16 protein-coding genes are annotated in these 14847 nt (G+C 46.1%); 14 read left to right on the top strand and 2 right to left on the bottom strand.

Going from position 1 to position 14847, the window contains the following annotated elements; translation table 11 throughout:
- Positions 1-19: 19 nt before the first annotated feature.
- Both flgM and flgA read right to left on the bottom strand, forming a co-directional pair.
- Positions 20-292 carry a flagellar biosynthesis anti-sigma factor FlgM gene (gene flgM / locus C9J12_RS15815; protein WP_227876378.1) on the bottom strand — a complete coding sequence of 91 codons (273 nt, stop codon included), beginning with the start codon at positions 290-292 and terminating at the stop codon, positions 20-22.
- Between the two features lie 102 nt (positions 293-394).
- Entirely contained in the window at positions 395-1156 is a 762-nt protein-coding gene (flgA, locus tag C9J12_RS15810; protein WP_107243597.1) for a flagellar basal body P-ring formation chaperone FlgA, read from the bottom strand.
- Between the two features lie 97 nt (positions 1157-1253).
- On the opposite strand from flgA, the gene flgB reads away from it, so the two are divergent.
- From flgB to fliD, 14 genes are all read left to right on the top strand, one after another.
- A complete protein-coding gene (gene flgB / locus C9J12_RS15805) occupies positions 1254-1631 on the top strand; it encodes a flagellar basal body rod protein FlgB (protein WP_107243596.1) in 378 nt (125 codons plus the stop codon).
- 5 nt (positions 1632-1636) lie between these two features.
- Entirely contained in the window at positions 1637-2053 is a 417-nt protein-coding gene (gene flgC, locus C9J12_RS15800; RefSeq protein WP_107243595.1) for a flagellar basal body rod protein FlgC, read from the top strand.
- A 9-nt stretch (positions 2054-2062) separates the two neighbouring features.
- Positions 2063-2737: a flagellar hook assembly protein FlgD gene (locus tag C9J12_RS15795; RefSeq protein WP_107243594.1), complete on the top strand. Its 675-nt coding sequence runs from the start codon at positions 2063-2065 to the stop codon at positions 2735-2737.
- Between the two features lie 53 nt (positions 2738-2790).
- Positions 2791-3990 carry a flagellar hook protein FlgE gene (gene flgE / locus C9J12_RS15790; protein WP_107243593.1) on the top strand — a complete coding sequence of 400 codons (1200 nt, stop codon included), beginning with the start codon at positions 2791-2793 and terminating at the stop codon, positions 3988-3990.
- 14 nt (positions 3991-4004) lie between these two features.
- A complete protein-coding gene (gene flgF, locus C9J12_RS15785) occupies positions 4005-4739 on the top strand; it encodes a flagellar basal-body rod protein FlgF (RefSeq protein ID WP_107243592.1) in 735 nt (244 codons plus the stop codon).
- Positions 4740-4814: 75 nt separating this feature from the next.
- The gene (gene flgG, locus C9J12_RS15780) at positions 4815-5600 is read left to right on the top strand and encodes a flagellar basal-body rod protein FlgG (protein WP_107243591.1); all 786 of its coding nucleotides are present in this window, start codon (positions 4815-4817) and stop codon (positions 5598-5600) included.
- A 10-nt stretch (positions 5601-5610) separates the two neighbouring features.
- Entirely contained in the window at positions 5611-6270 is a 660-nt protein-coding gene (gene flgH, locus C9J12_RS15775) for a flagellar basal body L-ring protein FlgH (RefSeq protein ID WP_107243590.1), read from the top strand.
- The gene (locus tag C9J12_RS15770) at positions 6270-7379 is read left to right on the top strand and encodes a flagellar basal body P-ring protein FlgI (RefSeq protein WP_170111798.1); all 1110 of its coding nucleotides are present in this window, start codon (positions 6270-6272) and stop codon (positions 7377-7379) included. The genes flgH and C9J12_RS15770 overlap by 1 nt, the downstream gene beginning before the upstream one ends.
- A complete protein-coding gene (locus C9J12_RS15765; protein WP_107243588.1) occupies positions 7379-7903 on the top strand; it encodes a rod-binding protein in 525 nt (174 codons plus the stop codon). Before C9J12_RS15770 ends, C9J12_RS15765 begins: the two co-directional genes overlap by 1 nt.
- Positions 7900-9306: a flagellar hook-associated protein FlgK gene (gene flgK / locus C9J12_RS15760; RefSeq protein ID WP_107243587.1), complete on the top strand. Its 1407-nt coding sequence runs from the start codon at positions 7900-7902 to the stop codon at positions 9304-9306. Before C9J12_RS15765 ends, flgK begins: the two co-directional genes overlap by 4 nt.
- Before the next feature lie 27 nt (positions 9307-9333).
- On the top strand, positions 9334-10248 hold the full coding sequence (flgL, locus tag C9J12_RS15755) for a flagellar hook-associated protein FlgL (RefSeq protein WP_107243586.1): 915 nt from the start codon (positions 9334-9336) through the stop codon (positions 10246-10248).
- Between the two features lie 55 nt (positions 10249-10303).
- Positions 10304-11389, top strand: a complete 1086-nt coding sequence (locus C9J12_RS15750) for a hypothetical protein (RefSeq protein WP_107243585.1) — start codon at positions 10304-10306, stop codon at positions 11387-11389.
- Positions 11390-11756: 367 nt separating this feature from the next.
- A complete protein-coding gene (locus C9J12_RS31515) occupies positions 11757-13025 on the top strand; it encodes a flagellin N-terminal helical domain-containing protein (protein ID WP_107243584.1) in 1269 nt (422 codons plus the stop codon).
- 261 nt (positions 13026-13286) lie between these two features.
- The gene (fliD, locus tag C9J12_RS15740; RefSeq protein WP_227876377.1) at positions 13287-14837 is read left to right on the top strand and encodes a flagellar filament capping protein FliD; all 1551 of its coding nucleotides are present in this window, start codon (positions 13287-13289) and stop codon (positions 14835-14837) included.
- The last annotated feature ends 10 nt before the right edge of the window (positions 14838-14847 follow it).

The raw sequence follows: 14847 nt of genomic DNA, 5'->3' as shown, positions 1-14847 counted from the left end.
CGTTTGTATTGTGTCGCTATTATTCGTTGTCTTGGTAAAAGTCGAGCATGCTGCCAGCCAGATCATCAAGGTTAATTGAGACCTTCCCTGCATTTAGCATTGCTTTCATTTCAGCCACTTTATTCATATCGACATCACTGGTTTTATCCATTGATTCTTTTGCCGACTGTAGCGATTTTAACTCACTGCTCAGCTCAACCTGCGCGACATTTGAAGTGCTAGGTTTTGCTGTTTTGTTCGTCACTTCCGGTGGTAAAACCATCGGAAGTGAATGCGATATTTTTCCAATCATAGGGTTCACATAAAACAGTAGTTGCGGTTATAGAGATAAGAGCGACCAGAGATAGAAACTCTTAAATTATTTTTCATTGTACGAAGAGAGAGAATACTAGCATCAAAAGTTGGTTCGGACTTTTTGAGGCCCTACAATGATGGCATAAATTTCTTTTTGGGAAGACAGATTACGTACTCGAATCGAATCACCTTTCACGCCTGACTCCAAAGCTACCCCTTTCATTGTTGCATTCATTTTGCCAAATTTAGCCTCAATAAGCACTCCATCATTACGTTGCACTAGTTCCGGCAGTTCGACCATTCTTGGGCTAATGATTTTACCTGCAACAATCTTTCGTCGGCTCGTTAGTCCGGTCAGCGCTTGTTTTGAGGTGAAATACCCGTGGCGTAAATACGCCACATTACTACGCTTCATACTGAGCATTTTTGGGGTGATCTCTTGGTGACGATTTAAGGTCATTTTCGCTACAACTAACTGCCGATAAATCGCTACCTCGGCTTTTGCTCGGGCTTTCCAATAAGTAGGTTTCTGGCATTCCAATGTGATGGTTAATCGCCCTGCAGGTTGTTGTGGATCGCTCAAGGATTGGCTAACCGGAGCATCACAAGCGGGAATGTCGGATAGCGGCTGCAAGGTTATTTTGTAATCTTGGCTACCTAATGTTGCGGCATAACGACGAACATTTTTTTTCAGATAACGCTTAACCGCGCGTTCGGTCTTGGCGGTTGCTTCGGTGACTTGCTCGATGTGGTTGGTGGCAGCGTGCACTGTAGACGTGAGGAAACCGCCGCCCATGATTAAGCTTGCAATTAGTACTATTTCCGATCGGAAGTGACACTTCCGCTTTATTGTTGGCCGCACGTTTTTTGTACCGTTAAGTTGCTAATATTAAACAAGTAAAGTATTGGCATGAATATTGCTTTTACTGGTTGGATTTCACTATCATGCGGTTTGTAGTATGGCAATAAATTTTGAGCAAGCATTAGGGGTACACCCTAATACATTGGCGTTTCGAACACAACGCGCAAAAGTACTGGCAAGTAACCTCGCCAATGTTGACACCCCTAATTATAAGGCTCGTGATATCAGTTTTGAAGATGCGATGAGCCAAATCGCGGGTGAAGCAAGAGCGAAACATCAAGCTCGCTTCCGCTCACAATCACCAAAGACTGAATTGCTGTACCGCAATCCACAACAACCAGCGCAAGATGGTAATACGGTTGAATTGGGTATTGAACAAGCCAAATTTGCCTCAAATGCGATGGCATTTGAAACCAGCATGAGCTTTTTGAATATGAAGATTAGCGGCTTAAAGCAGGCCATTAAAGGACAGTAATTACGATGTCATTTTCCACGATATACGACATTGCAGGTTCTGCGATGTCGGCTCAAACCATTCGCCTGAACACCGTGGCAAGTAACTTAGCCAATGCCGATGTTGTTTCTGGCTCAGATAAAACGGGCTATCACGCCAAGCGTCCTGTTTTTTCGACCGTGATGACCGATATGGACAGCCAGGTACCCGGTGCGAAAGTACAGGTTGATGATGTCATTGAAAGTACAGAGCCGCTGCGTCGCCGTTATGAACCAAATCACCCGAAAGCGAATGACGAGGGTTATGTGTTTCATTCTACGGTGAATGTAGTTGAAGAAATGGCTGACATGATGGCCGCCTCACGTAACTTTGAAACCAACGTTAATGTGATGAGCCGAGCACGCAGCATGCAGCAAAGTATTTTACGTCTAGGCCAAAGTTAGGAGCCATAAATGAGTTTGCCCCACGTTAATACCGTTAACCAATACAGCCATGGTTCGACTGAACAAAACAGCCAGCAAGTGGCTGGTAATGGCATGAACCCATCAAGTAATGAGTTTCTTACCATGATGGTGGCACAGATCCAAAACCAGAACCCCCTTGAGCCAGCTGATGGTACGCAGTACCTCACCCAGCTTGGCATGATGTCGGCGGTGGAAAGTTTGGAAGGCGTCAAAACGGGCATGATGAACATGAACATCGGCATTACTAACCTTGAAATGCTTCAAGCCACCAATTTAGTGGGCAAGAAAGTATTGATGGAAGCAAATCAAGGCGTGGATGTTTCAGAAGGTCAAATCATTGATGGTCGTGTGCAATTTGATCAACCGGCAGATACCGCCAAAGTCATGGTTTATGACGAAGAAGGTAAAGTGGTTGATGAAATAAAATTAGGACCACAGGCTACTGGCATGGCTGAATTTAAAATTGATGGCGACAAGCTAGGAAAGGGTACTTATACCTTTGAAGTGGTTGCTGAGAAAGGTGATGACGCTTGGACCCAGAAAATGATGATTGCTGCCGACGTTGAATCGGTCAACATCCCTGCTGATGGTGGCACGATCATGCTGAGCTTAAAAGGCCTTGGCAAGATGTCTATGTTCGATATGCGTGAAATTACAGCTTAAAATCATTTAAAAAATCAAAATAACTAAAATAATTAAAAAAGGTAACAACGGTTATGTCTATGAATATCGGTATGAGTGGTCTGATAGCGACCTCTGAACAAATGAACTCTATCAGCCACAATATTGCGAACGTTGGTACGGCTGGTTATAAATCGTCACGTACTGAGTTCCAAGATATCTATGCACCTGAGTTTGGTGGCGGTGAGATGAACGGTGTCGAAGTTGCCGCTATTCGTCAGAGCTTCAAAAACGGCACTACCACCCCGACAGGCCGTAACGGTGACTTGGCAATTAACGGTGAAGGTTTCTTCATGGTTGAAAATAAGGGCCAGCAGATGTTTACCCGTAATGGCGTATTTAACCTTGATAAAGATGGCAATTTAGTCGCAAGTGACGGCAGCCATCTGCAAGGTTATGGCGTGTCTGGCACTGGTCAAATTCAAACTGGTACTATTACTGACCTCACGGTTGAGACGGGAGATATGCCGGCGCGAAGTTCAACAAAAGTGAATATGGAGGTGAATTTAGATGCGAACTCCCCTGCCATTGATCCAAAAACACCATTTGATCCGGAAGACCCTTCGACATTTACCTCAAGTGCAACCACGACGGTGTATGACTCGTTAGGTGCCGAGCATGAAGTGACGCAGTATTACGTTAAGACCGCAGATAACACATGGAATGTTAACTATGTTGTTGACGGTGATAAAGCGAATGTTCAGAAAACAACATTGGCCTTTGATGACAAGGGTAAATTAACGACAAATAGTAGTTTTGATTTAGCATTCACGCCAAATAATGGTTCAGCTAATCAGACAATTAAATTTGATGCGGCAGAAACTACCCAGTTTGGCAAGGAATTTGCTATCACCAAAAACAGCCAAGATGGTCACGCACCAGGTCAGGTTGCGGGTTGGTATTTTGAAGGCGATGGCCGCGTATTTGCCCGTTATTCTAACGGCCAGACCAAAGTTCAAGGCCAGGTTTCGCTTGCTCGATTCCCGAACCAAGAAGGTTTGCAACAAGCGGGCAATACCCGTTGGACCCAAAGTTTCTCTTCAGGTGCAGCACTGGTGGGTGCAGCAGGTACTGGTCAGCTCGGTAATGTTCGTACTGGTATGTATGAAAACTCGAACGTTGATTTGAGTAGTGAAATGGTCAATTTGATGTCGGCACAAAGTAACTATCAAGCGAATGCCAAAACCATCAAAGTGGCTCAGGAAATGACTCAAATTCTGTTTCAGAACCTGTAATAGGAGCCTAGCAAATGGATAAGATGTTATTTACTGCCATGTCAGGCGCGAGCCGCGTAATGATGGCGCAGCAGGTGCATGCTAATAATCTGGCTAACGTCAACACTGCGGGCTTTCGTGCCGATATTGAACAAGCTGAAAGTGTGGCAGTAAAAGGTAATGGTTTTGAGACCCGAACTCTGGTCGCAGCGCGAGCGGGTGGTACCGACTTTTCACATGGCGCCTTACAGCATACTGATAATCCATTTGATATGGCGATTCGTGGTGACGGTTTTTTTGCGGTTGAAGCCGGAGACAATGACGAGGCGTATACCCGCACAGGTAACTTCCACTTAGACGCTGAAGGCACATTGCTGTTGGGTGACCGCCCTGTTTTGGGTACGGGTGGCCCTATAGTGATCCCTGAATATCAACAGTTAGATGTCGGCGCTGATGGCACCATTTCTATCGTACCGTCAGGTAGCAGCTTGGTTCAGGAAGTAGGTCAATTAAAGCTGGTGAAGCCAGATTTAGCGAATTTGCATAAAAGCGAAGATGGTTTATTCCGTGTCGCTGGGCAAGGGGGTCTGGCGGAAGCGGATGAGAACGTAACCGTAGCCTCTGGTTACATTGAAACCAGTAACGTCAATGCGGTTGAGTCGATGATTAACAACATGTCTTTGTCTCGAAATTTTGAATTTCAAATCAAAATGATGAAAACCGCGGAAGACTTAGCGAGCGCGGGTAACCGAATTGTTCGCGGTAGTTAATTGTTCGCAGTTAATAAAAAAGTATATCGATAAAACAGTTCGTAGAGAAAATAATACTTTTCAGGAGTAACACACATGCACGCAGCTCTTTGGGTCAGTAAAACTGGTCTGGCGGCACAAGATACCCAAATGCAGGTTATTTCAAATAACCTGGCAAACGTTAATACGGTTGGCTTTAAGCAAGATCGCGCTGTATTTGAAGATCTGTTTTATCAAATGAAAAAACAGCCTGGTGCAATGACCGACCAGCAAAATGAAAATCCGGGCGGTCTTCAGTTAGGCAATGGCGTACGTGTTGTTGGTACCCAAAAGCTGATGAAAACGGGGGCTTACCAAAATACCGAACAAGCAACCGATTTAGCGGTGCTGGGTTCTGGTTTTTTCCAAATTGAGCTGGCCGATGGTAATACTGGTTATACCCGTAATGGTCAGTTCCACCGCAATTCAGAAGGCATGATGGTGACGGCTGCGGGTTTACCGTTAATGCCAAACATCGAAATCCCAGAAAATGCGACTAACTTCAGTGTGGGTACCGATGGCATGGTTACCATCTCAACCGCTGATGATCCAGAACCGCAGGAAATCGGTCAGATTACGTTAGCAAACTTTGCCAATGCCGCGGGCTTACAGTCGCTGGGCGGTAACTTGTTTAAAGAAACTGGCGCATCGGGTGCACCAATAGAAGGTGTGGGTGGTGAAGATGGATTAGGCCAAATTAGTCAGTTTAGCCTTGAAGGTTCAAACGTTAACGTTGTTGAAGAAATGGTTAATATGATCACGACTCAACGTGCGTATGAAATGAATGCCAAAGTGGTCTCAAGTGCTGATCAAATGCTGAAATTTGTCAGTCAATCAATGTGAGTATAGCGGCATGTTACGCGTTATTTTTTTACTCGGTATGTTACTTCTGACGGGTTGTGCGCCGGTTTCAAGCTTTGTTGAGGTGCAGCCGAAAGAGAATGTGCCTGCGATGGAACTCCCTGAATATATTGTTGATCCTGACGGCAGTTTATTCAGTGCCAACTATAGCATGGCACTGTTTCAGGATCGCCGGGCCTTTCGTATCGGAGATATCTTAACGGTTGATCTCTCTGAGAAAACTCGCTCCAGTAAGAAAGCAGATACCAGTTATGGTAAAGACAGTAACCTCGGGATTGCCGCTCCAATGATTGCTGGCAAATTACAACCGAAAGGGCAATTTTCCATAGATGCTGAGCGTGACTTTAAAGGGTCTGCATCAAGCTCACAGCAAAACTCACTTTCGGGCAGTATTACCGTGATGGTGGTAGACGTGTTGCCTAATGGAGTACTGCGGATCCGTGGTGAAAAATGGCTGAAGCTCAATCAAGGCGATGAATATATTCGCTTGTCGGGTCTTGTGCGTGTCGATGATATCGACGGTACGAACCGGGTGTCTTCCCAACGTTTGGGTGATGCCCGAATTACCTATTCTGGCCGAGGTGCACTCGCGGATGCGAATGAATCTGGCTGGTTATCTCGATTCTTTAATAGCTCTTGGTTCCCAATCTAATGGTTATAAAAAAACACCTTATTGGTTTACTCCTTATTCTGTGCCCGTTATCGCTTCAAGCGCAACCATTGTTCAGTGTGGTTGATATTCAGGGGATCCGTGAGAACCAACTCGTCGGTTATGGCTTGGTGGTGGGCTTAAGTGGCACAGGGGACAAAAGTCAGACCAAATTCACCTCACAGTCGGTTAAAAACATGCTGAGCCAGTTTGGTGTTCAGTTACCGGCGAATGTCAATCCAAAATTAAAGAACGTTGCTGCGGTGGCGGTTAATGCCACTCTGCCAGCCCTTGCCAGTAAAGGTCAGTCACTGGATATCACCGTGTCATCGATTGGTGATGCGAAAAGCTTGCGCGGCGGTACGTTGTTGCTTACTCCGTTAAAAGGGGCCGATGGTCAGATCTATGCCATTGCACAAGGTAATTTAGTTGTCGGTGGTGTCGTAGCGCAAGGCAATAGTGGTAGCGGTATTACCATTAATATTCCCACCGCGGGTTTAATTCCCAATGGCGGTATTATTGAACGTGAAATACCATCTTCATTTTTAACCGCTTCAACGGTTGTTCTTAACTTGAAGAAACCTGGGTTTAACACCGCCCGAAATATCGAAAAAGAGATCAACGAACTCTTTGGTCCCGATGTCGCTTTGGCGCAAAGCCATGCACGTATTCATGTTCGTGCCCCGCATGATCCGAGTCAGCGGGTGACATTTTTGGCGATGCTTGAAAATTTAGACATTGAAACTGGCCCTCGCCCTGCGCGGGTAGTGTTTAATGCCCGAACCGGTACCATCGTGGTAGGGAAAAATGTCAAAGTACATACCGCTGCAGTAAGCCACGGTAACCTGACGGTGAGTGTGATGGAAAGCTTCAATGTTAGCCAACCTAATGCATTTGGCCGTGGCAATACAGCGGTAACACCTGAATCGGATGTGTCGATCGATCAAGAGCGCGGCAAAGTATTTATCTGGCCTGACAGCGATGAAGGTACCTCGCTGCAAACGATTGTTGATGCAGTTAACAGCCTTGGTGCTACCCCTAACGATCTAATGGCTATTTTGATCGCATTAGATGAAGCGGGTGCATTAGATGGTGAGTTGGTGGTGTTGTAATGAAAATTATTGATAGTGAAAGCAACCCCACGCTGTATAACGACTTAACCAGTATTCAGAACATCAAAGCCAATGCCAATAAGCAAGAAGCGTTAGAACAGGCCGCAGGGCAGTTTGAAGCGGTGTTTTTACAAACGGTATTGAAGCGAATGCGTCAGGCATCTGATGCGATGCAAGATGAAGAAGATGGTTTATTTAATAGCCGTCAGCAAAAGTTTTATCGTTCGATGCACGACAGCCAGATTGCGGTTGAAATGAGCCATCAGCAGAGCGTAGGCATTGCAGATATGTTGATTAAGCAACTGGGTCAACATGAAGCATTTAAGCCACAGCAACAACTGGTCGCTGTTAATCTACAGGGTGAGGCGCTGCTTTCAGATGCCCATTTACCGTCAACGGCGGTGAGTCCGGTATTCAATGAAACCGATCGCCCTTACAGTAAAGTATCGCAGCCACATTGGTGGCGAGATAGCACGCCCTTATCTCTGCAACTTAATAACCATTTTGATGACGAAGAATTATGAGCTTAATTAATATCGGTTTATCAGGCTTGAATGCCGCCAATGCGGGGCTTTCAGTCACATCACATAACATTGCTAACGCGATGACGCCCGGTTTCAGCCGCCAGCGTGTCTGCTTTGGCGCCCAGGTGAGTGCGGGCTCTCAGGGGGCTGGTGTCGGTGTCAGCAGTGTCGAGCGTATGGCCGATAATTATCTTAATCAGCAGATCTATAAACAGAACGGCTCATGGGGATTCAACAAAATCAGCTCTCAATATATGCAGAAAACCGAGAGCCTACTCAATAATGCCAGCACCAATATTAATACCGGTCTCGATCGTTTTTATGCGGCATTAAGTGAAGCGTCAGCCGCCCCGCAAGATATCGCATTTCGTCAGACCATTGTTAGCCAAAGCGAATCGATGGTGCAGCGTTTCAATAACCTGAGCTCGCAGCTTGATGGCCAAACCAAGCAAGTAAGCGGGCAGTTAGATGCCACCGTCTCTGAAGCCAATACCTTAATGGCGGGCATTGCCAGCATGAACGAAAGTATTCGTGATGCCGGTGCCAGTGGTAAAAGCATGACTGACTTGCTCGATGCGAGAGACGAATCTGTTCGCCAGCTATCGGCACTGGTGGATGTGAATACGACTTATAATGACGACGGCACAATTAGCCTCTCCTTAGACAAAGGGCAACCATTAGTCAGCGGTAGCAGTGCCAGCGTGCTGAAAAAAGACAATGATGGTTCATTAGCATTGCAACGTGGTAATGGCACTTTAGCGCTCGATGGTAATATCGGTGGCACCATTGGTGGTTTGGTTGGCTATCGTGATGGTGAGCTTAACGAGCTGCAACGTGAATTAGATGTGATGGCATACAGCTTTGCCACTCAGTTTAATGAAGCACACCAAACGGGTTTTGATCTTAATGGTGACCCGGGCAAAGCCGTGTTTGGCGGTGTTGACAGCATTGACGGTGCCGCTAAGAATTTAACGCTATTGGTTGATGATCCTAATCAACTGGCTTTTGCCTCAAAGGCTGGCGAGCCTGGCAACAGTGAAAATCTTCAGCAGCTGATTGATCTGAAAAATGCGCCAGTAACGATTGATCAGTCCAAACTCAGTATTAAAGATGCTGAAACCTATCAGATAGCTATCGCGAAATTAGAGGGTAAATCTCTCAATAACGGTTACACCGGTTTAACCGGTGACTGGGCGATCAAAACTGCACAGATTGAAGCCGATAGCGAAGCCTCAAAAGCATTGGTGGGGCAAGCTCAGGGGGAACGCGACAGCATTAGCGGGGTAAACCTCGATGAAGAAGCCGCGAGTATCATGACTTATACCCAGATGTATCAGGCCAATGCAAAAGTAATTTCAACTGCGCAACAGTTGTTTGATGTCACCCTATCGATGTTTCGTTAATCGGTATTAAAGTAAAAGGAAAGAGAGATGCGTTTAAGTACAGCTCAGCTTAATACCGTTATGCTAACCAGCATGCAAAGTTCGACAACCGGGGTGAACAAATCATTTATGCAACTGAACTCGGGTGAAAAGATGCTTAAACCATCTGATGATCCGCTGGGTTCGGTACAGTTAATGATGCTAGATCGCGAACAGGCCAATATCGGTCAGTTCCAGAAGAACATTACCAACCTTGAAGCGCAACTGGGTAAGACTGAATCACATCTCGATGCGTCAAATAACGCGGTATTACGCGTACAAGAGTTGGTCACCAGTGTATTGAATGCCAGTAACAGTACAGTGGAAGGACGTGAAGCCATCGCGACCGAATTAGAATCGTTGCTTGATCAGTTAGCCGATACTGCAAACAGTAAAAATCCCAATGGTGATTACATTTTTGCGGGCACCAAGACAGATACCCAGCCAATCACTAAAGATCCGGCAACCGGTAAGTATGTTTACAATGGCAATGGTGATCAACGGATGGTAAAAGTGGCCGAATCGATGAGCATTCCGGCCAATCAGACCGCAGAAGATATTTTCTTTAACGGTGGAAGTGATATATTCAATGCCCTTAATAAAACCATCACTGATTTACGTAACCCGGCAATTGAAGGTGCCAGCTTAACCGCCAGCGTAACAGCGGCTCAAAGTGATATTGATAGCACATTAAAATCAATTAACCAGGCCTGGACAGAAGTCGGTGGTCAGCGTAATGCCTTGACCATGGTGCAAGGTTCTCATGAAGATAACAAACTGGTGAACAGTAAGTTGATCGGTGATGTAAAAGATTTGGACTACAGTGAAGCTATTTTAGAGATGAACTCTCAAATGGCCGCGTTGCAAGCCACACAGATGACCTACAGCAAAATCCAGAATTTATCCCTGTTTAAATTGATGTAACTGGGGTCACCCGAATGAGCTAGAACAGGCTCCGCCAACAGAAGATGAGGCCACCTTGGTTAATCAAATAACCTCCAGTCATAGTACGCTGCGCAGTAGTGATAGTACCCAAACCGATCGCATTGCGAAGCAACAGCCCGTAGCTGCTGTCGCGAAAGTTGTAGAAAAAAAAGCCAAACAAGAACAACAGCACTCGGCGACAAGCGGTAAGAAGCGCAGTTTATTGGTGCAAACCAGCGAGGCGCACCAACAAGCTGCGCAAGCACAAAGTGCGCAAAAAGCCCTGCAAAATGCTAATGATATGCTGGGCCAGTTACGCCAGTTAGCGCGCCGTTCGCTGAATGCGCAAGAAGGTAAAAAAGATCAGCTGCAGCAGTCGCTTCATCAGTTGAAAAATAAACTGACTAAGCTCACCCGTGAAGCCAAATATGAAGGCGAGCCAGTACTGCATCACGATCTGACTCCACGCTTGAGTGGTGAACAGCACAGAGAAGAATTTTCATTTAAAGGTATGCGCTTAAATACCTTACGCCAACAAGATGAAGTTTTACGCTTTCAGTTTGACTCTGGTGTGCCAAGTTCAGTTCGTAGCCGCATTGATAATGATGAAAACAATCATGAGATTGCCGAGAAGCTTAATAAAGCATTTGCGCCGCGCAGTATTCAGGTAGAAGTCGATAAATACGGTGATTTGGCCTTTAATGTGCCCAAGGCGCAGTGGCCAGAAATCAAAAAAGGCATCTGGATGTCTGGTGGCGGGCAAATTTTACCGGCAGGCAACCCCATAAAAGCCAAGCTTGAACAGCGTGATAAAACCGCGATCGAACCGCAAGACTTAGAGTTTGGCAAACCACAGTCAACCCGCAAGGCGCTGGCCGATATTGAACGCATGATGCAAAAAGTGCAGCAATCATTGGCACATATTACTAAGGTACAGCAGCAGGTGAGCCAAGATTTAGAACGATTGGTGGCAACCAATATGATGAAGTCTGGGGTAATAAACGACGAAGGGGTCATTGAAGCCAGCTGGTTAGCAGCGCCGAACAATGTCTCTTTGCAGCTGCTTGATAACGCAGTACCGACCTTGCTCGCTCAGGCCAATGCCTCGCGCCATAATGTGGTAGCCCTGTTGGAGCCCTAGCCATTATTTACCTGACATTAACTTAACGTCCTCACGACGACATCAGTCGTGACATAAAAAAGCGAGCCTCTGGTTCGCTTTTTGCTTTTTGTCTTTTAGGACTAGTCAACTAGACAGACTGACAGATAAAACGTCGTTAGATAGTCATCAGCCACTCACCGATAAGCGTTCAGCCTTGAACCTTGGCAGTAATGTCACTCTTACTTAGTCTTATTATCAATAAAGTGAATAAAGTGTTTAAGCAATTAAAAAATGGGTCGCATTAAAAAGGTAACAACAAAGCGGTAATGTCTTCATCGCCCCGATAGAGATGTTGCTTGTTTAATTAAAAATAACATTTTTATACCGAATTAAAGGAATACTTATCATGGCGATGTCCATCAACACTAACTTTGCATCAATGAATGCCCAGCGTAACCTACAAAGCACTCAGGGCTCACTAAACGGTTCACTAGAGCGTCTGTCTACTGGCTTGCGTATTAACAGCGCAAAAGATGATGCGGCGGGCCTACAAATTGCTAACCGTATGGATTCTCAGGTTAACGGCCTAAAAGTTGCACAGCGTAACGCCAACGATGGCATCTCTATGGCGCAAACAGCTGAAGGTTCTCTGCAAGAGTTCACCAACATTCTTCAGCGTCAGCGTGATCTGGCTGTTCAGTCTAAAAACGGTTCTAACTCAGATTCAGACCGAACTGCACTGAATAAAGAATTTCAGGCACTAACCAAAGAGCTAGATCGTATCGTAGATACGACGACGTTCGGTAAAGGCGAGAAGCTGTTTGACAAGCTGTCTACTGGTATTGATTTCCAGGTGGGTGCTGATGTTGATGTTAAGACATTGAAAGCTGCTGTAGCTGATGAGACAACACCAGCGAACGCTAGCGCTGAGACATTAGCTGGTATCGAAGATGCACTTGAAAGTTATATGGGAACGAGTACGCTTGCGACTATTAAGAAAATCACGACTGGGGCTGGAGAATTAGACGACGCTGCGATTGCGAGTAACGCAACAATATCTGCTGACGGCGTTGAAGCATTAAAGGCACTTGGTATCACAGAAACGAAAGATGGCGCGGCAATTACCGGTGGTGCCACTACGTTAGATAAGGTTGAGTTACCAGACGATCTTGTTCAGCAAATGACTGATTTAGGAGCATTCTCTGCTAAGGCTGATACTTATGCGACTGCTAGGGACGCTGCTACTCCAACAATGGCTGAAGCAACAGCTATGATTGATGCGGTTAACGCATTTGCAGCCGCGGGTGGTTCGACTAATTCTGGTAACACCATCAATGTTAAAGTTGACTCAGCAGACCTAGATACATCAAGTATAGGTGCGATTGATACAGCCGTTGGTGCTGGCATTGCGGTAAGTCAAATTGACACAATGATTGAAAATGTGGGTGGTATTCGTGCTGACCTAGGTGCAACTCAAAACCGTTTCGGTTCTACTATCAACAACCTTGGCAACATCGCAGAGAATATGTCTGTTGCTAAAGGCCGTATTATGGATGCAGACATCGCGGCAGAATCTGCCAACATGACTAAGCAGAACACAATGATGCAAGCGGGTATTACTGTGCTTTCACAGGCAAACCAAATGCCAAGCATGGTTTCTCAGCTACTACGTTAATTTTCGTAGTCAGCCAGTGGCAAGCATCGGTTTGCCATACCTATCAGAGCGGAAGTATTACTTCCGCTTTCTTTTTATCTGGCCTTTATAAAACCGACCACACCCTTTAAAATCAATAAATTAAATGTGGTATGTTTTTTGCTTATTGTCGTTAGCGTAATGGTTTGTGCACTATATTGCGCAGCATACGTTATAGGCGATTAAAGCTGATATAGGTAAATATTCTCCTTGGCGGAGATTCAAGTTGGCGGAGAGTAAATCATGTTAATGACAGGGTTAGGTTCAGGTATTGATTACGAGAGTATGATTGCCGCAATTGTGGGTGCCGAGCGTGCTCCGAAAGAGAATCAGCTTGCACGCCAAGAGGGCATGAACCATGCCGAGAAGGATGCGCTGAAAGAAATTCAGTTCACCATTAACAGCTTTCGCGACAAAGTCGAAGATCTGAATTCCAGCCGCGAGCTCCAAAAATTAAAAGCGGAGCTAAGCAACGATGATGTGCTATCTGCGTCGGTCGACAGCAATGCGGTGCCGGGCGAATACAGCTTCGAAGTTACCCAGCTGGCGCAAACCCAGCGCGATCAGCTGTTCAAGACGAGTGAAGGCAGTACGTTCTCTAAGGGCACCATCAGCTTTGGTGCGGTCAGCATAGATATTGCGACCGTGAAAGGCGATTTGCTCACTGCTGAGGGGGGCAAGAAAACTGCTCACCACGATCAGGTTTACAAAGATATTGCTGATAAGCACGGCTTAGATGTGGTGGCGGATGCGGCGGCAATCAAAGATATTCTGGAGACATCGACCAATCCGGATTTTGACCAAGCTCGGTTAGATAGCTATACCAGCCAGCAGCAAGGCTACCAAGATACGATCGACCGTCTGACCAGTGATGGCGTGACCGTCGAAGAATTACAATCGGCAATCAATAGCGATCCAGCCAATGATGGCGTGAAAGCCACTCTGGTACGTTCTGGTGACGGTATCAGCATGGTGCTGAACGGCAAAGATACCGGAGTGACGAATGCCATAGGGGCAATCACGGTGGCGATAGCGCCAGCAGATATCAAAGGTAATACCCTAGATCTTGCTTTGCCTGTGAATGGTCAGAAATCGCTGCAGACTGCCGAAGATGCCACGGTGCAGTTCGGTTCGATGACCTTGACCTCAGCAACCAACAAAATGGAAAACGTGATCGATGGCATCACCCTAAATATCAAGGAAAAGGGAACGGTTAACGTCAAGGTCGAGCGTGATGAGGCATCGGTCAACAGCACCATCAAGTCGTTTGTGGCTGACTATAACAAGATTATCGAAACCGTTAATACCTACACCAAGTCGAGTGAAGATAAGGCCGCTGCGCTGTCGGGTGATTCTGCAACGCGCAGCATGGTCAGCCGCCTGCGAGGCGTGATTGGCGATGAATACAGTGCTTCAACCTATAACACCCTGTCTCAGCTGGGTATTACGACTACCCGTCAGGGTACGTTGGAAATTGACCAGAAGAAGCTGGATAAAGCACTGGAAGATGATTTCGATGCTGTTTCCAAGTTGTTTTTGGGTGAAGAAAACCAGACCGGCATGATGGATAAAATGATGGTGGTACTGGATGACTACCACAAAAATGGTGGTACCTACGATCGCCGTATTGATCAGCTGGAGTACAACAATAAGCAGATTGCAGAAGATCGTGAAAAATTGGATTCAAGAATGGAAGCAAAAGTCCTGTCGTTACGTGCCTATTACGCGCGAATGGACAGCCAAATCGCCCAAATGAACCAGACACAGAGCATGCTGGTCAGCATGCTGATGTAGCAAAGAGTGA

The sequence above is a fragment of the Photobacterium frigidiphilum genome, assembly GCF_003025615.1.
GTDB lineage: Bacteria > Pseudomonadota > Gammaproteobacteria > Enterobacterales > Vibrionaceae > Photobacterium > Photobacterium frigidiphilum.
This window is presented reverse-complemented; position numbering and strand designations above follow the sequence as displayed.

Excerpts from the sequence above, each read along its gene's own strand:
- flgK (WP_107243587.1), top strand. The coding sequence starts at position 7,900 with ATGAGCTTAATTAATATCGGTTTATCAGGCTTGAATGCCGCCAATGCG.
- flgM (WP_227876378.1), bottom strand. The coding sequence starts at position 292 with ATGATTGGAAAAATATCGCATTCACTTCCGATGGTTTTACCACCGGAA.
- flgG (WP_107243591.1), top strand. The coding sequence starts at position 4,815 with ATGCACGCAGCTCTTTGGGTCAGTAAAACTGGTCTGGCGGCACAAGAT.
- C9J12_RS31515 (WP_107243584.1), top strand. The coding sequence starts at position 11,757 with ATGGCGATGTCCATCAACACTAACTTTGCATCAATGAATGCCCAGCGT.
- flgL (WP_107243586.1), top strand. The coding sequence starts at position 9,334 with ATGCGTTTAAGTACAGCTCAGCTTAATACCGTTATGCTAACCAGCATG.
- fliD (WP_227876377.1), top strand. The coding sequence starts at position 13,287 with ATGTTAATGACAGGGTTAGGTTCAGGTATTGATTACGAGAGTATGATT.
- C9J12_RS15765 (WP_107243588.1), top strand. The coding sequence starts at position 7,379 with ATGAAAATTATTGATAGTGAAAGCAACCCCACGCTGTATAACGACTTA.
- C9J12_RS15770 (WP_170111798.1), top strand. The coding sequence starts at position 6,270 with ATGGTTATAAAAAAACACCTTATTGGTTTACTCCTTATTCTGTGCCCG.
- flgF (WP_107243592.1), top strand. The coding sequence starts at position 4,005 with ATGGATAAGATGTTATTTACTGCCATGTCAGGCGCGAGCCGCGTAATG.
- flgE (WP_107243593.1), top strand. The coding sequence starts at position 2,791 with ATGTCTATGAATATCGGTATGAGTGGTCTGATAGCGACCTCTGAACAA.
- flgC (WP_107243595.1), top strand. The coding sequence starts at position 1,637 with ATGTCATTTTCCACGATATACGACATTGCAGGTTCTGCGATGTCGGCT.
- flgB (WP_107243596.1), top strand. The coding sequence starts at position 1,254 with ATGGCAATAAATTTTGAGCAAGCATTAGGGGTACACCCTAATACATTG.
- C9J12_RS15795 (WP_107243594.1), top strand. The coding sequence starts at position 2,063 with ATGAGTTTGCCCCACGTTAATACCGTTAACCAATACAGCCATGGTTCG.
- flgH (WP_107243590.1), top strand. The coding sequence starts at position 5,611 with ATGTTACGCGTTATTTTTTTACTCGGTATGTTACTTCTGACGGGTTGT.